Origin of the sequence: Sinorhizobium sp. P24N7, assembly GCF_042436655.1 — a bacterium.
GTDB lineage: Bacteria > Pseudomonadota > Alphaproteobacteria > Rhizobiales > Rhizobiaceae > Sinorhizobium > Sinorhizobium meliloti_A.
In genome coordinates this window covers 96,139-114,116 of the sequence record NZ_JBHMIW010000009.1, presented here as the reverse complement: position 1 = coordinate 114,116, position 17,978 = coordinate 96,139, and the positions used below count along the sequence as shown (strand labels likewise).

Below are 17,978 nucleotides of genomic sequence, written 5' to 3'. Positions count from 1 at the left end.
ACCCCCGCAAACTTCGGTTGTTGGCGCTTTCCGAACGAAGCACGATAACGGCTCACACGCAACGGTTGCCACGAGCGAGATCCACGTCAGCGGCATTCCCGGAAGTTCGGCTGAAATCTCTGTTCCCAGATCCGTGCCCCGCTCTCGGTGGTCTTTGCTTATCGACGCGCTGCTTGGTCTGAGGTCGCTTCCAAAAGCGCCCGCTGGCTAGCTGGCGCTTTTGTGATGCGGTTGGAAACCAACGCTCTACTGCACTACCCGGCGCTTGCGCACCAGGATCGGGCCATACTCAACGCAGAACAGCGCAAAGGCCAGGATCCACGCGCTTCCGGAGACGGCATAGAGGCTCGCTGCAACGACGGGAAGTATTTCCGCCAGCGGGCGCAACAGTGCCGACGTCACGACCGCGGCGTAGGAGGCGGTCGTCAATCGCGATGCGGTAAGCGGATAGCCCGTGTGGCCGCGGCTCGCACGGGTCATGACTGCTAGCATCATTGCTGCGATGGCGCCCACCGTGAGCAAATGCATGACCGAACGTTCTTCGACGAAGCCGAGCGCGCCGATGCCGATCGCGGCGAAGCCCAGGGGAACGAAGGCATAGGCGACGTGCAGTATGACGAGCAGCATTTCCGGCCAGGTGCACCAACCGCGCCAGCGGGCGAGCCGGACGGTGTGCAGCAGTGCGCCGGCAAAAGCCGCCACCGCCGTGAACGAATGGTCGGGAACAAGCGTCCATGCGCCAAGCGCCGCGATGCCCGCGAGAATGGCGACTGTGTCGAAGTGGTTATAGGGAACCGGAAATTTGGTCCGGCCGGCACGATTCAGCCAGTTGCGGGTGAAACTCGGCAAGATCCGACCGCCGATGATGGTGACGAGTACCACATAGGCGGAAATGCCGAGGCGCATCGCGATATGGACATGGTCTCCCGTGACCACGGCGAAATGAAAGCAGGCGTTGGCGAGCGACAGTGCGAGAAGACCCCCCAACACCTTCAAATCCTTCCACTTGCGGCCGGCGATTACCTCGCGGGCGCAGATCAAGAGCAGCGCCGGGAGGAAGAGGCCGTCTATAGCCGCGGCGGGCGGGATGCCGATCATATCCGGGGAAAGCAGCGCAGCGCGTCCCGCCAGCCAAAGCGCGAACAGTCCGGCGAGCGGCCAGCCGGAGACGGGGAGGCGGCCCGTCCAGTTCGGTACCGCGGTCAGCAAGAATCCGGCAAGGACAGCCGGGGCGAAGCCAAACAGCATCTCGTGCGCATGCCAGGCATGAGCCCCATAGCTGCCGGCGACTTCGAGATGACCCGCGAGGGCCGCAACCCAGAGGGTCATGGCGACGACCGCCCAAACAGCGGCGCCGAGAAAGAAGGGTCTGAATCCGTATGAAAAGAGCACCGGGCCCGTGCGGGCGAGGCCCCGCGGCACGTAGCCTTCCCGCTTGGCCACCTTTGATCCATTCATGATTTAACTCCTAATGTCTGGGTCGCCTCTGACTACCGGAGTTGAGCAATGTCTTCTTTGACAATTGGCAAAGACATGGCAGCTGGGTACCGGCGGAAACCCCGTACGGAGTTGTCGCGCTGCTGGCCAAAATGTCGCACCAGGGCAATTTGCCTGTTTGCTCCACCTCAAAGAGCCTGCCCGCCACCACCCTAGAATGAGCATGACCGGGCGATATTCGCTCCGTCTTCTCTAGGAGAGGTTCCATGTCTGAGCAATCCCAGATGACACGTCGCAGCATGCTGGCCGGCGCCGCGATCGCAGGCGCACTGACGCCGCTGGTTGGCGCCGTATCGGCCCATGCGGAAGAGGCGGTAGCCAAGGTGGCCTCCCTCGACGTCGCGTCGCTGCCGCGCGTCAAGGTAGATCTCGTCAAACCGCCCTTTGTCCACGCCCATACGCAAAAGGCCGAAGGCGGCCCGAAGGTCGTCGAGTTCACGCTGACGATAGAGGAAAAGAAGATCGTCATCGACGAGCAGGGTACGGAGCTCCATGCCATGACCTTCAACGGTTCGGTTCCCGGTCCGCTGATGGTCGTGCACCAGGACGACTATGTCGAGCTGACGCTCATCAACGCGGACACGAACACGCTGCAGCACAATATCGACTTCCATTCGGCAACCGGCGCGCTGGGGGGCGGCGCACTGACGGTCGTCAATCCGGGCGAGACCACGGTGCTGCGCTTCAAGGCGACCAAGGCGGGCGTCTTCGTCTACCATTGTGCACCTCCCGGCATGGTTCCGTGGCACGTCACTTCGGGGATGAACGGTGCGATCATGGTGCTGCCGCGCGAAGGACTAACCGACGGCAACGGCAAGCCGCTTACCTATGACAAGGTCTACTATGTCGGTGAGCAGGACTTCTACGTGCCGCGCGACGCAAGCGGCAAGTTCAAGAAGTATGAAAGCGTCGGGGACGCCTATGCCGATACGCTCGAAGTGATGCGCACGCTTACCCCGTCCCACATTGTCTTCAACGGCGCGGTCGGGGCGCTCACCGGCGACAACGCGCTCAAGGCCGCCGTCGGCGAGAAAGTCTTGATCGTCCATTCGCAGGCGAACCGCGACACGCGCCCGCACCTGATCGGCGGCCATGGCGACTATGTCTGGGCGACCGGCAAGTTCCGCAATCCTCCCGAGGTCGATCAGGAGACCTGGTTCATACCCGGCGGCACGGCGGGCGCTGCCTTCTACACCTTCGAGCAGCCCGGAATCTATGCCTACGTCAACCACAACCTAATCGAGGCGTTCGAGCTCGGCGCTGCCGCTCATTTCGCCGTCACCGGCGATTGGAACGACGACCTAATGACCTCGCTCCTTGCTCCATCGGGTACCTGACTGAAGCCGGTCGCTCCGATGGCCCGCATCGGAGCGACCGGCACCCTCGCCGCCAGATCTCTCGGTGAGACCGGCAAGGAACGACAGTCGAAAGGAGGCCGCCATGGACGCACTTCCAAAAGGCACAGAAGTCGCTCCCATCTCGCTTGCAATACCCTCCGCGCTCTTTCTGATACTCGCCGGAATCCTCGCAATTGAGACAGGGCTGCTGGGCAGCGCTCCGTCGGGCAGCGCCCTTGATGAACCGCCCGTCGTAACCGTAGCTCCGAGGGATTTCCGGTATCGTGCAGCCGGGGAGTTCTTCAAGAACGGCTATGCCGTCGACGGGCCGGTGGAGACTGTGCGCATGAGCGCGCCGCTCATCATCATGAAATATCAAGTAACCGCCGCAGACTACGCGCGCTGCGTCGCGGAACAGGCGTGCCCGCCCGCCGAACCCGAGCACGTACCCGCAGATCCTGGAAGCACGCCGGCCACGGGGGTCAGCTTCGACGACGCGCAAGCTTATGCCGCCTGGCTCAGCCGGCGAACCGGCACGATCTGGATGCTGCCGACTGACGAGCAGCTCGCCTTTGCGGCCGGCAGCCGTTTTCCCGACGACGCGCTCGACGTCGAGGACGACGGCTCCAATCCAGCCTTGCGGTGGCTTGCCGACTACTACCGCGAGACCGCGCGCAAGGCCTCCCGCGAGCCGGAGCCGCAGCGACTCGGACATTTCGGCGAAAGCGAGACGGGCCTCACCGACTTTGGCGGCAATGTCTGGGAATGGACGACGACCTGCGTTAGGCGTGTCACGCTCGACCGCACAGGAAGCATTACCAGCGACACCTCATCCTGCGGCATCTACATAGCCACGGGCAAGCATCGCGCCGCGCTCAGTTCCTTTATCCGCAAGCCCAAGGGGGGCGGCTGCGCCGTCGGCGCGCCCCCGGACAACGTCGGCTTCCGTCTAGTGAAGAATACCCGTTGGTATGCACGCCTGCTGCTGGCGCTTCGCGAGAAGGGCCTCGACGTCTGAGGTGCATCGCATTGAAGGGTGCTTCTCAAGCACTCACGACAACCGCGTTCCGTCGCGCCGCGGATACTCTGCTTTGTTCCCTCCTTCCGCCATGATAGTGAGATCGTGGTCGCGTTGGTTCCGATCCAAGGAATCCTGCAGTAGGAAAATCGAATGAAGATCGACCGGAGTGTCGTACGGTCGCTTGCCCTGTTCGACAGGATGAGCGACGCGGATCTGGACAGGATGCTCGCCCATGCGACGGCAAGGCGCGTGCCCCAAGGTGACGCTGTTTTCGAGCAAGGTCAGAGAGCCACAAGCTTTTTCCTGCTCCTGCACGGGCGGCTGAAGGTGACCCAGGTCACCGAGGACGGTCAGCAGATCATAGTGCGCGTCGTCCATCCGGGTGACCTCTTCGGATTTGCAAAGGCGCTGCAGCGTTCGGATTATCCCGGTACTGCGACGGCCGTTACGGAAAGTCTTGCTCTTTCCTGGCCTACGGATCTCTGGCCGCAATTCGTCGAGCAGAATCCGCATCTAGCCGTCAGCACCATGCAGACGATCGGCCAGCGCCTCGAAGAGGCACACACGCGGATTCGCGAGATGTCGACCCAGGAGGTGGAGAGGCGCGTCGCCCATGCGGTGCTGCGCCTTTCGCGGCAGGCGGGCAAGCAGGAAAAAGGCGGTGTCCGCATAGACTTTCCGATCTCCCGCCAGGACATAGCTGAAATGACCGGAACCACGCTGCATACGGTGTCGCGCATTCTCAGCGCCTGGGAGCAGAAGGGACTGGTCGAGGGCGGTCGTCAGAAGCTCATCGTCTGCGACCTGCCGGGCTTGGCGGCCCTCGCAGAAGGCGGGCGCGACTAGACGGATTTCCGATGGGTATTTGACAAGCATCAAAGAGCAGGTGCTCTATCTGTTCTATCTCCTTGTCGCAAGAACCGAACAGGGTTCTGAAACCAAGGAGAATTTCAAGTGCGCATAATCGCAAAGGGCATGGCAGTCGCCGCAGTTCTTGCCGCCTTCACCGGCACAGCATTCGCGGCCGATTTCGAGGTCCACATGCTTAACAAGGGCTCCGAGGGAGCAATGGTCTTCGAGCCGGCATTCGTCAAGGTCAATCCGGGCGACAGCGTCACGTTTGTTCCGACCGACAAGGGACATAATGTCGAGACGATCAAGGACATGATTCCCGAGGGGGCTTCGGCATTCAAGAGCAAGATGAACGAGACCTACAAGGTGACTTTCGACGTGCCAGGTGTCTACGGCGTGAAGTGCACGCCGCACGTCGGCATGGGCATGGTCGCGGCAATCGTCGTCGGTGACGCGCCCGCCAATGTCGAAAAGGTAAAGGCAGTGAAGCTGCCCAAGAAGGCGCGGGAGCGCCTCGACGCGGCGCTCGCCGTTGCTCTCCAATAGTATCGGCAGCACGCCAACTAATAACCCGGCGCAGTACAAGCCCGTCTGCGTCGGGTCTGTTTAGTGCTGCCATTGTTGGTTTTAGCGATATTGAATATATACACATCCTCATCATCTCGGTCAGTAATTGACAGAGATCAATTTGTCGCAGTGTTCGGAGTTCGACCTTAAGAATTATCGCGGATCTCCCTTTATTTTTTTGATCGAGGCACTAGACTTTCGTTAAGCCTATCCGTTTAGCGAGGAGACGCTTGAATGCCCGATACCGACCAGTCAGCGGCGAGCCTTCCACCCTCGCGGCGGCGAAACGAAATCGTTACGTTTCTCGTGCTGGCGTTCGGCATCTGGCCGATCGTCGCGGTGGGCGTCGTCGGTGCCTATGGCTTTCTCGTCTGGATGTTCCAGATCATTTTCGGGCCCCCCGGCCCGCCAGCGCATTGAGGGCGGCGTGGGCGAGCGCGTCGAGATATCACGGCGGGATTTTCTCCGCGGTTCCCGCAAGCGGGGGAGCGGGCGTGTCTCTCCGCCAGGAGCAACCCCGGCCGGCCTTGAGGCCTGCACCGGCTGCGGACGATGCGTCGACGCCTGTCCGACGCGCATCATCCGGATGATCGCGGAGCGCCCTGCGCTCGATTTCTCCGTCGCCGAGTGTACCTTCTGCGGCCAGTGCGCGGAACTCTGTCCGGAGCCGGTCTTCATCGGCCGGCCAAGTCACTTTCCCCACGTCGCAATGATCGGCGAGAGCTGTCTTGCGAAGAACCGCACCGATTGCCAGGCCTGTCGCGACGCCTGTCCGACAGCGGCGATCCGCTTCCGTCCGCGTGCCGGCGGACCCTTCTCACCTGAGCTTAGCGAAGAGGCCTGCACCGGCTGCGGCGCCTGTCTTTCCGTCTGTCCGGTGGCGGCGATAGGCATTCGCGAGGTCGCAAGGGAGGACGCGCATGTCTGATCCAAGCGCGACCTATCACATCTCCAGCGCGGTCATCGCGACAATGCCGCATATGCGGGAGCGTGTCGTCGCTCGGCTGGCCGAGATGCCGAACGTCGAGGTTTACGCGCACGAAGGGGGAAAGGTGGTCGTCGTGATCGAGGGAACGAGCACGGGGACGCTCGGCGAAATCCTGTCGCGCATCTCTCTGCTCGAGGGCGTGGTGGCAGCCAACATGGTGTTTGAGCATGTCGAAACTCAAGGAGAGGTCGGCCATGACCGGCGAACTGACGCGGCGTGAAATGTTGAAGGCGCATGCGGCCGGCATCGCCGCAGCTACGGCGGGGATCGCGCTTCCGGCGGCGGCGCAGCCCGTGCCGGGCGGTGTCGAAGCCCTTCAGATAAAGTGGTCGAAGGCGCCCTGCCGTTTCTGCGGTACCGGCTGCGGCGTCATGGTCGGCGTCAAGGAGGGACAGGTCGTCGCCACACATGGCGACATGCAGGCCGAGGTGAACCGCGGCCTCAACTGCATCAAGGGCTACTTCCTGTCCAAAATTATGTACGGCGCCGACCGTCTGAAGACGCCGCTTCTGCGCAAGCGCAACGGCGCCTTTGCCAAGGACGGCGAGTTCGAGCCGGTGAGCTGGGACGAGGCCTTCGACGTCATGGCCGAGAAGGCGAAGCGGGTGCTGAAGGAGAAGGGGCCGACCGCCGTCGGCATGTTCGGTTCCGGGCAGTGGACGATCTTCGAGGGTTATGCCGCGACCAAGCTGATGCGCGCCGGTTTCCGCTCCAACAATCTCGATCCGAATGCCCGCCACTGCATGGCCTCGGCGGCCTACGCCTTCATGCGGACCTTCGGCATGGACGAGCCGATGGGCTGTTATGACGACTTCGAGCACGCGGACGCATTCGTGCTCTGGGGTTCGAACATGGCCGAGATGCACCCGATCCTGTGGACGCGCCTCGCCGATCGAAGGCTCGGGCACGAGCATGTCAAAGTCGCGGTGCTCTCGACCTTCACCCATCGCAGCATGGATCTTGCGGATATTCCGATCGTCTTCAAACCTGGGACCGATCTGGCGATCCTCAACTACATCGCCAATCACATCATTCAGACCGGCCGTGTGAACGAGGATTTCGTCAGCAAGCACACGACCTTCATGGTCGGCGCGACCGACATTGGCTATGGCCTGAGGCCTGATAATCCGCTCGAGGTCAAAGCCGTGAACGCCAAGGATGCGGCGAAAATGACGCCGAGCGACTTCGAGAGTTTCAAATCCTTCGTCTCGGAGTACACGCTCGACAAGGTAGTCGAACTCACGGGGGTTGAGGCCGGGTTCCTCGAGCAATTGGCAGATCTCTACGCCGATCCCAAACGCAAGGTGATGTCGCTCTGGACCATGGGCTTCAACCAGCATGTGCGCGGCGTCTGGGTTAACCACATGGTCTACAACCTCCATCTGTTGACCGGGAAGATCTCCGAACCCGGCAACAGCCCGTTCTCGCTCACTGGCCAGCCCTCGGCCTGCGGGACGGCGCGCGAGGTCGGCACATTTGCCCATCGGCTGCCGGCCGACATGACCGTTGCAAACCCGGAGCACCGCAAGCATGCCGAGGAGATCTGGCGCGTGCCTCACGGCATCATTCCCGAGAAACCGGGCTACCACGCAGTCGAGCAGGACCGGATGCTGAAGGACGGAAAGCTCAATTTCTACTGGGTGCAGGTCAACAACAACGTCCAGGCGGCTCCCAATACGCAGAACGAGACCTATCAGGGGTATCGCAACCCGGAGAACTTCATCGTCGTTTCCGATGTCTATCCGACCATCACTGCAATGAGCGCCGACCTCATCCTGCCGGCCGCCATGTGGGTGGAGAAGGAAGGCGCCTACGGCAATGCGGAGCGCCGAACCCATGTCTGGCACCAACTGGTGAATGCCCCCGGCGAAGCACGCTCCGATCTCTGGCAAATGGTGGAGTTCTCCAAGCGCTTTACCACCGACGAAGTGTGGCCGGCCGAGACCCTCGACGCCAATCCGGGCTATCGGGGCAAGACCCTCTACGATGTGCTCTTCAAGAACGGCAATGTCGACCGTTTCCCCGCAAGCGAAATCAACAATGAATATGCCAACCGGGAAGCGGAGGCCTTCGGCTTCTACATCCAGAAAGGCCTTTTCGAGGAATATGCCTCCTTCGGGCGCGGACACGGCCATGACCTGGCGCCCTATGACCGCTACCATGAGGAACGGGGCCTGCGCTGGCCGGTCGTCGACGGCAAGGAGACGCTCTGGCGCTACCGGGAAGGGTACGATCCCTACGTGAAGCCGGGGGAGGGCGTGAAGTTCTATGGTCGCCCGGACGGCAAGGCGGTGATCCTCGCGGTTCCCTACGAGCCGCCGGCGGAATCTCCCGACGACGAATACAATGTCTGGCTGGTGACAGGCCGCGTCCTCGAGCACTGGCACTCCGGCTCGATGACGATGCGGGTGCCGGAACTCTACAAGGCGTTCCCCGGTGCCGTCTGCTTCATGAATGCCGGTGACGCCCGCGATCGCGGCATCAACCAGGGCGCCGAGGTCAGGATCGTTTCCCGCCGCGGGGAGATTCGCGCGCGTGTCGAGACGCGCGGCCGCAACCGCATGCCGCCAGGCGTCATCTTCGTACCCTGGTTCGACGCCAGTAGGCTGATCAACAAGGTGACGCTCGACGCAACCGATCCCATCTCCAAACAGACGGATTTCAAAAAATGCGCGGTCAAAATCGTCTCTGTCGCATGATGAGAACCCCTGGACCGATGCTGGCGGCGCTGTTGGCAATCCTGTTCGTCGCAACGGGAGCAATCGCGCAAATGGCCGACAAACGGGTGCCGGAGCTTTCCGGCCCGCCGCAGGAAATGGGCGAGGTGGAGGCGCACCAGATCCCCAAATGGGTCGTTGACGACGCCCGCAAGGAGCGCGCCTATCCCGACCAGCCGCCGGTCATCCCGCATTCAATCGAGGGCTACCAGCTTTCGGTCAACACCAACCGATGCCTTTCCTGCCACAAGCGCGAACTCACGCAGGAATCAGGCGCGCCGATGATCAGCGTCACCCATTACATGACGCGGGAGGGGCAGATGCTCGCGGACGTTTCGCCGCGGCGCTATTTCTGCACAGCCTGTCATGTGCCGCAGGCCGACGTGCGACCGCTCGTCGGCAACACCTTCCGGGACATGAGCGAGATGGGCGTTAAACAGGCGGGGAGCGAGTAGGCCATGGCTCGCATCAAGCGCCTCCTGCTCTGGGTGTGGAAGATTCTGACCACGCCGGCCGCAACGCTCAGTCTCGCCTTTTTGACACTCGGCGGCTTCGTCGGCGGTGTGATCTTCTGGGGCGCCTTCAACACCGCCTTGGAGCTTACCAACACGGAGGAGTTTTGCGTCTCCTGTCACGAGATGCGGGCCAACGTATATGAGGAGCTTACGCGCACGGTTCATTTCTCCAACCGCTCGGGCGTGCGGGCGTCCTGTCCCGACTGCCACGTGCCGCATGAATGGACGGACAAGATCGCCCGCAAGATGCAGGCCTCCAAGGAAGTGTGGGGAAAGATCTTCGGGACCATCAACACGCGCGAGAAGTTCCTCGACCACCGCCTGGAACTCGCGAAGCACGAATGGGCGCGGCTCAAGGCCAACGACAGCCTCGAGTGCCGGAACTGTCACTCGTCGGCAGCGATGGACCTTTCCAAGCAGACCCAGCGTGCCGCGGAAATCCATACGCGTTACCTGCTGCCGGGCAGGGCGACCTGCATCGACTGCCATAAGGGCATCGCTCACGAACTGCCCAACATGCAGGGCGTTGAGCCCGGATGGAAGCTGCCGCCCGAACTCGAGGGAGAGACGCTGCCCTCGGCTTCGGCGATTGACGAGCTAAAGAGAGTCATGGACGAGGCTCACAGCGCCGCGCTCGCAAATTGAGACCGCCGGCTCCGACGCATTCGGCGGCGCTTCTGAAGCCCCCGGCGCGGGGAGAACAAAGGATTATCGAACCATCAAGACTGGCAGGATCGGTGTGTCAATCATCGTCTTGGTTACGCCGCCGAATATCCTCTCGCGAATGCGCGAGTGCCCGTAGGCGCCGATCACGATCAGGTCGGCCGAAGTGTCGCGTGCGTACTGGACGAGTACCTCTTCGACCGGGCGGCCGGCACTCGGAAGCCGGGCGACTGTGACTTTGACCCCATGGCGTGCAAGATAGGTGGCGATATCGGCGCCGGGTTCTTTGCCGTTCTTGATCTTTGGATCGACGAGCACCAGGTTCACCCCCTCGGCATTTCTCATCATGTCCAGCGCTTCGCGGGCGGCCCTTGTGGACTCGATGGTCGAGTTCCAGGCAAGAAGGACGTTCTTCGGTTGCAAGGTGGCCGATCGGAGATTCGCGGCGAGCAGGACCGGCCGTGCCGAAAAGAAGAGAGCACCTTCTATGACTCCCCGCCGGAGGAGGTCATCCACCCTTAGACTTGTGCCGATCAAGGTGACATCCGCATATCGGGCACGCTCTCCGACGTCTTGCCCGAGCCGCGTCGTCTCTGAGTATCGCCCAGCCACATCGAATGAAATCCCGGTATTTCCGAGAATCTCCTTAGCTTCTCTGACCGCTTGGCGCAGTTGCTCCATGTCACTGTCACGGCTGTCAATCCAGGCGTCAGAAATCGCTGAAAGGTCTCCCATCGGAGGGAGAGTGGCGATCTTGCTAGCGAGAACCGAGAGGTGCGCACCCTCCGATGCACAAAGATCTGCCGCTGCTCTCAGGTCATCTTTGAAAGGGCTGACACCAACTACGAGGAGGATCGTCTTGTACGTCATTGATCTGGTCTCCCGAACCCAATTTAAATGTAGAGCGATCCTACTCTGCGTCTCGGCGCCTACATTGATCACGGTCAAGAGCGTCGCGACGGACTCCCCTCCTGAAGCGATCCGCAGCAAGCGGCGGGTTGGCTGTTTACTCCAGCATGGTCTATGGAAGAGTCTGCATGGTGCAAATACAGCGAAGACGCTAGACACTGCAGCGGTAAATAGTCCTTTGATGGATGATGGGATGCATTCAGAGAGCCTATTTGAGAGGACTCGGTTGGGAAGGTTGCTCTTCAGGTGGAGAGGCCACGGCGTCGCAGCGTATGTTGTCGCCGCGATAGTCACTTCGAGCGTTCTTGCCCTCAGAGTGACACTAGGCGAACCAATCGGCGAAGGCCTTCTTCTCTTCTCGCTTATCCCTGCCATGCTCGTCGTGGCGCTGGTCGGCGGCCGGAATGCGATCCTCTTTGCGGCCGGGCTGTCGCTTTTTGCAGCGGTTCTTCATCAGCAGATCACGAGTGCCGACGGTCCGAGTCTCGTGGAACTGGTGGTCTTCGGGTCGGCAGTGCTTCTGATCGTGGCCCTGGGAGAAGTGCTTGAGGCGGCAAAACGCGCCATCGACCGGACCGAGAACGTCATAAAGGCCCGCGACGCTCATCTGAGATCGATCTTGGATACTGTTCCCGACGCCACAGTGGTCAGCGCTACCGATGGCACAATCGTGTCCTTCAACGCCGCGGCCGTGCGGCAGTTCGGATACACGGAGGAGGAGGTTATCGGCCAGAACCTGCGCATATTGATGCCGGAACCCTACCGCCACGAACACGACGGATATATGCAGCGCTACATGAGAACGGGGGAAAAGCGCATCATCGGTATCGATCGCGTTGTCTCCGGGCAGCGGAAGGATGGATCGACGTTTCCGATGAAGCTCGCCGTGGGAGAGATGCGGTCCGGCGGCGAGAGGTTCTTCACGGGCTTTATCAGAGACCTAACGGAGCGGGAGGAGTCTGCCGCAAGGCTCGAGCAGATACAAGCTGAACTGGCGCGCCTTGCCCGCCTCAATGAGATGGGCGAGATGGCCTCGACGCTCGCCCACGAATTGAACCAGCCGCTTTCGGCGATCGCCAACTATGCGCATGGCTGTACGAGGCTGTTGCGTGACATGGACGACGCCATAGCTACACGAATGCGCGAGGCGCTCGAAGAGGTGGCGAGCCAGTCGCTGCGGGCCGGCCAGATCATCAAACATCTCAGGGAGTTCGTCACAAAGGGGGAGACGGAGAAGGCGCCGGAAGACATCCGCAAACTGGTGGAGGAGGCCGCCGCGCTGGCTCTGGTCGGCTCCCGCGAGCAGGGCGTCAGAACCGTGTTCGAATATCTGCCCGGTGCCGAAATGGCAATGGTGGACCGTATCCAAGTCCAGCAGGTCCTCATCAATCTGATGCGCAACGCGATCGAGTCAATGCGCCTCGTCGACCGCCGAGAGCTGACGATCCGCACCATGCCGGCCGGTGGGGAGGAGGTTGCCGTCCTTGTCGAAGACACCGGTGGAGGTATTCCGGAGGAAATCTCCGGCCAGCTCTTCAAGCCGTTCGTCACGACCAAGGCTAGCGGTATGGGCATCGGGTTGTCTATTTCGAAGCGGATTGTCGAGGCGCACGGCGGTGAAATGACAGTCTCGAAAAATGCGGCCGGCGGAGCCACCTTCCGGTTTACGCTTCCCGCCTATGTAGATGAACGGATCGTTGCAAATGACTGATTATACCGTGCACATTGTTGATGACGAAGAACCGGTCAGGAAGTCGCTGGCCTTCATGCTGACAATGAACGGATTCGCCGTGAAAATGCATCAATCCGCCGAGGCCTTCCTTGCCTTCGCGCCGGACGTCAGAAAAGGGGTTCTCGTCACCGACCTGAGAATGCCGGACATGTCCGGCGTAGAGCTTCTGCGCAATCTCGGCGATCGCAAGATCAATATACCCTCGATCGTAATTACGGGGCACGGTGACGTACCCATGGCGGTGGAGGCTATGAAGGCGGGGGCCGTGGATTTCATCGAAAAGCCTTTCGAAGATACCGTGATCATCGAGGCAATCGAGAGGGCATCTGAACATCTGGTCGCTTCGGAAGCCGATGCGGATGAAGCCAACGATATCCGAGCAAGGCTCCAGACGCTGAGCGAGAGAGAACGCCAGGTGCTCTCGGCAGTCGTCGCGGGCCTTCCCAACAAGTCGATCGCTTATGACCTGGACATCAGTCCTCGTACCGTCGAGGTGCACCGCGCCAACGTGATGGCCAAGATGAAGGCGAAGAGCCTTCCCCATCTTGTGCGAATGGCTCTGGCCGCAGGTTTCGGCCCTTCCTGATCCGCCGAGTTGATCTCGCGCAATGCGGTGCGTTGCCGCAAACGGCTTAATGGCGGCTCATTGCAGGCAGTTGCAGAGCAGATTGCGCGGGACTTAAATTGTTGGATGCGAAAACCATTATCGTCATTGCAGCGGACCAGGGCATCCGGCGGTCCGTGGCATTCGCCCTGGAGGTCGAAGGATATTCCACCGAATCCTACGACACTGTGCAGAAGGCTGAAGCCTCTTGCCGGGAAGCGCTCTGCACCATTCTCGACGATGACGTACTGAGATCCGAGCCTCAGGCCGCGGTGCAATTCCTTAGCAATAGGGGCCGCCGGGCCATATTGCTAGTTGATGGCCTGTCGGCCCTTCAGCAACGTGTTGACAATACGACATTGACGAAGCCGTTCACCGGTGCCGACCTGCTCGGCGTGATCAACAGCCTGATCGAGGCGGCTAAGTAGTCTCCCTTAGTGATCTAACCGAATTTCTCCAAGTCACGCGAATTGGCAATCTGTCCCCACATCGAACGGGGGATAACCATGTACGCCGCTGCACAAGCCAAACCACAGTCCATCGAGGCCGAACACCTTGGACCGGCCCCAATTGCTGGGCCCCATCTTGTCGCCACCTACAAGCCGGGTCGCGAGATCTATGCCCAAGGCGATCTCAACGACAAGTGCTATCAGGTTTCGATCGGAGCCGTGCGTGTCTACCGTCTCCTTTCAGATGGACGCCGACAAGTCGTGTCCTTTCATCTCCCAGGCGAAATGTTCGGTTTCGAAGCGGGATCCAACCATTCTTTCTTTGCCGAAGCCATCACGGAAACAACATTGGCCGTTTTCGGGCGCCGGCATATGCAGGAGCGTTCGCGGGAGCTTCTCGCGCTCGCCTTGACCGGCATGGCGCGGGCTCAGCAGCACCTTCTGGTGATCGGCAGGCAATGTGCCGTGGAACGGATCGCCGCATTCCTCGTTGATCTTTGCGAACGTCAGGGAGGAGGCAGGCAGCTACGCTTGCCCATGTCGCGACAGGATATCGCGGACTATCTCGGCCTGACAATCGAAACGGTGTCGCGCGTGGTGACAAAACTGAAGGCGCGCAGCGTCATCGCGCTCAGGGACGCAAGGACGATCGACATCATGAAGCCGGACGCGCTCCGCTCGCTCTGCAATTGAGGCTGTCCGAGGGCCCGCGAAGGGGCCCCCTCTTCGGCTTCCTGGCGGGCTCCCGTCGCTCCGGAAACGGAGGGAACCATGTTCGTGAGGGAAATGTCTCGTGAGGAATGCCAAGGCGTGGTGACCGCGGGAGATCTCGCGCGGCTGGCATGCTGCAGGGACGGCCAGCCCTACATCGTGCCGATCACCTACGCGCACTCGAGCAACAGGCTCTACTGTTTTTCCATGCCCGGCCAGAAGATCGATTGGATGCGCAGCAACCCGAAGGTGTCGCTCCAGATCGACCAGTTTGCCAGCAAGCGCCGGTGGAAGTGCGTGGTCGTGACGGGTCGCTACCGAGAATTACCGGCGGCGCAAGGTCGCCAAGACGAGCGCATTCACGCCTGGTCCCTGCTTGAAAAGAAACCGAACTGGTGGGAACCAGGGGGCTTCAAACCTGTGCCGCAAGAGATCTCTGGGGGGTCTGCGCATATCTTCTTCTGCGTCGAGATGGAAGAGATGACGGGCCGGGCAGCCTGCGAGGGTGAGCCATAGGCTCCTGCACGCGGAGGCGATCCCCTCCGACGGTTCTCCACCACCCCACACTTCCGCCGCTTTACCTTCCTGCTGCAGCTCCGTTCGCCGGCCCATCCTTCAGCCCAAGCCGGCAAACTTCCCGCGCCTTCGTGCCATCGTGGTCCGCGCCGCTGTGTGAGCGGAGGGGTCGCGTCGTTGTAGACCAATGTCTTTTCCGCTCGCCGTCCGGCTGTTTTGGTCGACCTGCCAGCATGCGTCGCGAGCTCCCATGCAGCTTGATCTGGATCAAGGTGCCCAGGGCCGGGCTCTGACAATTCTCGCAGTAATTCGGCGGGTCGCGCGCAGGCGTGCGCCAGTCAACGATTGGAGAGAGTTGGGGCCTAACCATGAAACACACAGTCGAGATGGTCGTGCTTGCCGTGGGCGCCTTCCTGGCGCTGGTCGGAGCCGGCCTTGCGCAAGACCGCCTGTTTGGCGCGCACATGTGGGTGCTGTTCTTCGTGCTGCTCGCCGGCACCCTGGTGCTCATGCGCCGCGTTGACTTCCGCCCGGCTGTCGCGGGTCATCCTGGCCGTCGAAACGAATACTTCGACGAGGTCGTGAAGTACGGCGTAATCGCGACGGTATTCTGGGGCGTGGTCGGCTTTCTCGTCGGTGTGGTCGTTGCCCTTCAGCTCGCCTTTCCCGACCTCAACGTGGAGCCTTGGTTCAACTTCGGCCGGGTACGGCCGCTTCACACGTCCGCCGTCATTTTCGCCTTCGGGGGTAACGCGCTTATCGCAACTTCGTTCTATGTCGTGCAGCGTACCAGCCGCGCACGGCTCTTCGGAGGGGACCTCGGTTGGTTCGTCTTCTGGGGGTACCAGCTCTTTATCGTCCTCGCGGCCACCGGCTACCTGCTCGGAATTACCCAGAGTCGCGAGTATGCGGAGCCGGAATGGTACGTCGACCTCTGGCTCACCATCGTGTGGATCGCCTACCTCGTCGCCTTCCTCGGCACGGTCCTGAAGCGCAACGAACCGCACATCTATGTGGCGAACTGGTTCTATCTCGCCTTCATCGTCACCATCGCGATGCTGCACGTCGTCAACAATCTGGCGGTGCCCGTCTCCTTCCTTGGTTCGAAGAGCTACTCCGCATTTTCCGGCGTGCAAGACGCGCTGACGCAGTGGTGGTACGGACACAACGCGGTGGGCTTCTTTCTCACGGCGGGCTTCCTGGCGATGATGTACTACTTCATCCCGAAACAGGTGAACCGCCCTGTCTATTCCTACCGTCTGTCGATCATCCACTTCTGGGCGATCATCTTCATGTACATCTGGGCCGGTCCTCACCACCTGCACTACACGGCGCTGCCCGACTGGGCGCAAACGCTCGGCATGGTCTTCTCCATCATGCTCTGGATGCCCTCGTGGGGCGGCATGATCAACGGCCTGATGACGCTGTCTGGCGCCTGGGACAAAATCCGCACCGATCCGGTGGTCCGCATGATGGTGATGGCCGTCGCCTTCTACGGCATGGCGACCTTCGAAGGCCCGATGATGTCGATTAAGACAGTCAACTCGCTCAGCCACTACACTGACTGGACCATCGGCCACGTCCATTCCGGCGCGCTCGGGTGGAACGGACTGATCACTTTCGGCGCGATCTACTATCTCGTGCCGAAGCTGTGGAACCGCGAACGGCTCTACAGCGTGCGCATGGTCAACTGGCACTTCTGGCTCGCCACCCTCGGCATCGTCGTTTACGCCGCTGTTATGTGGGTCGCCGGTATCCAGCAAGGTTTGATGTGGCGCGAATACGACGACCAAGGCTTCCTCGTGTACTCCTTCGCGGAAACGGTCGCGGCCATGTTCCCCTACTATGTCATGCGCGCCGGCGGCGGCGCCCTGTTTCTCGCCGGCGCGCTCCTCATGGCCTTCAACGTAACCATGACGATCCTCGGGCGCGTCCGCGATGAGGAACCGATCTTTGGTGCTGTACCGCTGCCGGCGCCTGCAGAATAGGAGAGCAAAGACTATGTCCATTCTCGACAAACACGCGATACTCGAGCGCAATGCCACGCTGCTGCTGATAGGCTCACTCCTGGTCGTTTCCATCGGCGGAATCGTCGAAATCGCGCCGCTCTTTTATCTCGAAAACACCATCGAGAAAGTCGAAGGCATGCGACCATACTCCCCGCTTGAGCTTGCCGGCAGAGACATCTACATCCGCGAGGGATGCTACGTCTGTCACAGCCAGATGATCCGTCCTTTCCGTGATGAGGTGGAGCGGTACGGCCATTACTCGTTGGCGGCGGAGTCGATGTACGACCATCCCTTTCAATGGGGTTCCAAGCGAACCGGACCGGATCTCGCCCGCGTCGGCGACCGCTATTCCAATGAATGGCATGTCCAGCACATGATCGAGCCCCGCTCAGTCGTACCGGAATCTGTAATGCCGAGCTATGCGTTCCTGAAGGAGACACCGCTCGAGGTGACGAATATTGCCATGAGCCTTAAGGCGAACAGAGCTGTCGGGGTCCCCTACACCGACGAGATGATCGGAAACGCGGCTGCGGACCTTAAGGCGCAGGCCGATCCGAATGCCGACGGTTCGGGCGTGGAGGCACGCTATCCCAAGGCCAAGCTCGGCGACTTCGACGGTGATCCGCAAAGGCTTACGGAGATGGATGCGCTCGTCGCCTATCTCCAGATGCTGGGCACGCTCGTCGACTTCTCCACCTACGACGACGCCGCCGGCTATCGCTGAGAAGGAGGCAACATGGAAACGTACACGGCCATGCGCCATTTTGCTGATAGCTGGGGATTGCTCGCGATGACGTTGTTCTTCCTCGGTGTCGTTTTTTTCATCTTCCGCCCCGGCGCCAAGAAGTCTGCCGCTCAGGCGTCTGTCATCCCGCTGAAGGAGGACTGATC

20 protein-coding genes are annotated in these 17,978 nt (G+C 61.1%); 18 read left to right on the top strand and 2 right to left on the bottom strand.

Translation table 11 applies throughout. The features are described from left to right. Positions 1–246 precede the first annotated feature (246 nt). The gene (locus ACFHWW_RS17375) at positions 247–1,458 is read right to left on the bottom strand and encodes an NnrS family protein (protein ID WP_379939552.1); all 1,212 of its coding nucleotides are present in this window, start codon (positions 1,456–1,458) and stop codon (positions 247–249) included. Between the two features lie 245 nt (positions 1,459–1,703). On the opposite strand from ACFHWW_RS17375, the gene nirK reads away from it, so the two are divergent. The 10 genes from nirK to ACFHWW_RS17325 all read left to right on the top strand — a co-directional run bounded on the left by nirK (position 1,704) and on the right by ACFHWW_RS17325 (position 10,139). Further along, on the top strand, positions 1,704–2,834 hold the full coding sequence (gene nirK, locus ACFHWW_RS17370; protein ID WP_379939550.1) for a copper-containing nitrite reductase: 1,131 nt from the start codon (positions 1,704–1,706) through the stop codon (positions 2,832–2,834). Between the two features lie 103 nt (positions 2,835–2,937). Continuing rightward, on the top strand, positions 2,938–3,852 hold the full coding sequence (locus ACFHWW_RS17365; protein ID WP_379939548.1) for an SUMF1/EgtB/PvdO family nonheme iron enzyme: 915 nt from the start codon (positions 2,938–2,940) through the stop codon (positions 3,850–3,852). A gap of 153 nt (positions 3,853–4,005) precedes the next feature. After that, on the top strand, positions 4,006–4,701 hold the full coding sequence (locus tag ACFHWW_RS17360; RefSeq protein ID WP_102763126.1) for a Crp/Fnr family transcriptional regulator: 696 nt from the start codon (positions 4,006–4,008) through the stop codon (positions 4,699–4,701). 108 nt (positions 4,702–4,809) lie between these two features. Further along, positions 4,810–5,253, top strand: coding sequence for a pseudoazurin (locus ACFHWW_RS17355; protein ID WP_379939545.1), 444 nt, complete (start codon positions 4,810–4,812; stop codon positions 5,251–5,253). Between the two features lie 255 nt (positions 5,254–5,508). Next, complete coding sequence (gene napE / locus ACFHWW_RS17350; RefSeq protein WP_029962483.1) at positions 5,509–5,694, top strand: periplasmic nitrate reductase, NapE protein; 186 nt, start codon at positions 5,509–5,511, stop codon at positions 5,692–5,694. Positions 5,695–5,701: 7 nt separating this feature from the next. Beyond that, positions 5,702–6,202, top strand: coding sequence for a ferredoxin-type protein NapF (locus tag ACFHWW_RS17345; RefSeq protein ID WP_379939543.1), 501 nt, complete (start codon positions 5,702–5,704; stop codon positions 6,200–6,202). Then, positions 6,195–6,482: a chaperone NapD gene (locus tag ACFHWW_RS17340; protein ID WP_379939541.1), complete on the top strand. Its 288-nt coding sequence runs from the start codon at positions 6,195–6,197 to the stop codon at positions 6,480–6,482. Before ACFHWW_RS17345 ends, ACFHWW_RS17340 begins: the two co-directional genes overlap by 8 nt. After that, entirely contained in the window at positions 6,457–8,961 is a 2,505-nt protein-coding gene (napA, locus tag ACFHWW_RS17335; protein ID WP_379939539.1) for a periplasmic nitrate reductase subunit alpha, read from the top strand. The genes ACFHWW_RS17340 and napA overlap by 26 nt, the downstream gene beginning before the upstream one ends. A 17-nt stretch (positions 8,962–8,978) precedes the next feature. After that, the gene (locus ACFHWW_RS17330) at positions 8,979–9,434 is read left to right on the top strand and encodes a nitrate reductase cytochrome c-type subunit (protein ID WP_379939843.1); all 456 of its coding nucleotides are present in this window, start codon (positions 8,979–8,981) and stop codon (positions 9,432–9,434) included. A 3-nt stretch (positions 9,435–9,437) separates the two neighbouring features. Further along, positions 9,438–10,139, top strand: a complete 702-nt coding sequence (locus ACFHWW_RS17325) for a cytochrome c3 family protein (protein ID WP_013845446.1) — start codon at positions 9,438–9,440, stop codon at positions 10,137–10,139. Between the two features lie 63 nt (positions 10,140–10,202). Here the strand turns inward: ACFHWW_RS17325 and ACFHWW_RS17320 are convergent, their stop codons facing one another. Next, positions 10,203–11,027, bottom strand: coding sequence for a universal stress protein (locus ACFHWW_RS17320; protein WP_379939841.1), 825 nt, complete (start codon positions 11,025–11,027; stop codon positions 10,203–10,205). Between the two features lie 232 nt (positions 11,028–11,259). On the opposite strand from ACFHWW_RS17320, the gene fixL reads away from it, so the two are divergent. The 8 genes from fixL to ACFHWW_RS17280 all read left to right on the top strand — a co-directional run bounded on the left by fixL (position 11,260) and on the right by ACFHWW_RS17280 (position 17,976). Further along, complete coding sequence (gene fixL, locus ACFHWW_RS17315; RefSeq protein ID WP_379939839.1) at positions 11,260–12,777, top strand: oxygen sensor histidine kinase FixL; 1,518 nt, start codon at positions 11,260–11,262, stop codon at positions 12,775–12,777. Beyond that, a complete protein-coding gene (fixJ, locus tag ACFHWW_RS17310) occupies positions 12,770–13,384 on the top strand; it encodes a response regulator FixJ (RefSeq protein ID WP_379939536.1) in 615 nt (204 codons plus the stop codon). Before fixL ends, fixJ begins: the two co-directional genes overlap by 8 nt. Before the next feature lie 101 nt (positions 13,385–13,485). Continuing rightward, positions 13,486–13,830, top strand: a complete 345-nt coding sequence (locus ACFHWW_RS17305; RefSeq protein WP_379939534.1) for a transcriptional regulator — start codon at positions 13,486–13,488, stop codon at positions 13,828–13,830. A 78-nt stretch (positions 13,831–13,908) separates the two neighbouring features. Next, positions 13,909–14,544: a helix-turn-helix domain-containing protein gene (locus ACFHWW_RS17300; RefSeq protein WP_379939532.1), complete on the top strand. Its 636-nt coding sequence runs from the start codon at positions 13,909–13,911 to the stop codon at positions 14,542–14,544. Between the two features lie 78 nt (positions 14,545–14,622). Further along, positions 14,623–15,078, top strand: a complete 456-nt coding sequence (locus tag ACFHWW_RS17295; protein WP_379939530.1) for a pyridoxamine 5'-phosphate oxidase family protein — start codon at positions 14,623–14,625, stop codon at positions 15,076–15,078. Between the two features lie 368 nt (positions 15,079–15,446). Continuing rightward, complete coding sequence (gene ccoN, locus ACFHWW_RS17290) at positions 15,447–17,066, top strand: cytochrome-c oxidase, cbb3-type subunit I (RefSeq protein WP_379939528.1); 1,620 nt, start codon at positions 15,447–15,449, stop codon at positions 17,064–17,066. Between the two features lie 13 nt (positions 17,067–17,079). Beyond that, positions 17,080–17,811: a cytochrome-c oxidase, cbb3-type subunit II gene (gene ccoO, locus ACFHWW_RS17285; protein WP_127712314.1), complete on the top strand. Its 732-nt coding sequence runs from the start codon at positions 17,080–17,082 to the stop codon at positions 17,809–17,811. Positions 17,812–17,823: 12 nt separating this feature from the next. Further along, positions 17,824–17,976 (top strand): cbb3-type cytochrome c oxidase subunit 3, encoded by a 153-nt coding sequence (locus ACFHWW_RS17280; RefSeq protein WP_379939526.1) that lies wholly within the window; start codon positions 17,824–17,826, stop codon positions 17,974–17,976. Positions 17,977–17,978 lie beyond the last annotated feature (2 nt).

Bases quoted from the DNA above. Each gene is read 5' to 3' on its own strand.
- fixJ (WP_379939536.1), top strand. From the start codon at position 12,770: ATGACTGATTATACCGTGCACATTGTTGATGACGAAGAACCGGTCAGG.
- ACFHWW_RS17295 (WP_379939530.1), top strand. From the start codon at position 14,623: ATGTTCGTGAGGGAAATGTCTCGTGAGGAATGCCAAGGCGTGGTGACC.
- nirK (WP_379939550.1), top strand. From the start codon at position 1,704: ATGTCTGAGCAATCCCAGATGACACGTCGCAGCATGCTGGCCGGCGCC.
- ACFHWW_RS17320 (WP_379939841.1), bottom strand. From the start codon at position 11,027: ATGACGTACAAGACGATCCTCCTCGTAGTTGGTGTCAGCCCTTTCAAA.
- ACFHWW_RS17340 (WP_379939541.1), top strand. From the start codon at position 6,195: ATGTCTGATCCAAGCGCGACCTATCACATCTCCAGCGCGGTCATCGCG.
- fixL (WP_379939839.1), top strand. From the start codon at position 11,260: ATGCATTCAGAGAGCCTATTTGAGAGGACTCGGTTGGGAAGGTTGCTC.
- ccoN (WP_379939528.1), top strand. From the start codon at position 15,447: ATGAAACACACAGTCGAGATGGTCGTGCTTGCCGTGGGCGCCTTCCTG.
- ACFHWW_RS17365 (WP_379939548.1), top strand. From the start codon at position 2,938: ATGGACGCACTTCCAAAAGGCACAGAAGTCGCTCCCATCTCGCTTGCA.
- ACFHWW_RS17375 (WP_379939552.1), bottom strand. From the start codon at position 1,458: ATGAATGGATCAAAGGTGGCCAAGCGGGAAGGCTACGTGCCGCGGGGC.
- ACFHWW_RS17330 (WP_379939843.1), top strand. From the start codon at position 8,979: ATGCTGGCGGCGCTGTTGGCAATCCTGTTCGTCGCAACGGGAGCAATC.
- ACFHWW_RS17300 (WP_379939532.1), top strand. From the start codon at position 13,909: ATGTACGCCGCTGCACAAGCCAAACCACAGTCCATCGAGGCCGAACAC.
- napA (WP_379939539.1), top strand. From the start codon at position 6,457: ATGACCGGCGAACTGACGCGGCGTGAAATGTTGAAGGCGCATGCGGCC.
- ACFHWW_RS17280 (WP_379939526.1), top strand. From the start codon at position 17,824: ATGGAAACGTACACGGCCATGCGCCATTTTGCTGATAGCTGGGGATTG.
- napE (WP_029962483.1), top strand. From the start codon at position 5,509: ATGCCCGATACCGACCAGTCAGCGGCGAGCCTTCCACCCTCGCGGCGG.
- ccoO (WP_127712314.1), top strand. From the start codon at position 17,080: ATGTCCATTCTCGACAAACACGCGATACTCGAGCGCAATGCCACGCTG.
- ACFHWW_RS17360 (WP_102763126.1), top strand. From the start codon at position 4,006: ATGAAGATCGACCGGAGTGTCGTACGGTCGCTTGCCCTGTTCGACAGG.
- ACFHWW_RS17325 (WP_013845446.1), top strand. From the start codon at position 9,438: ATGGCTCGCATCAAGCGCCTCCTGCTCTGGGTGTGGAAGATTCTGACC.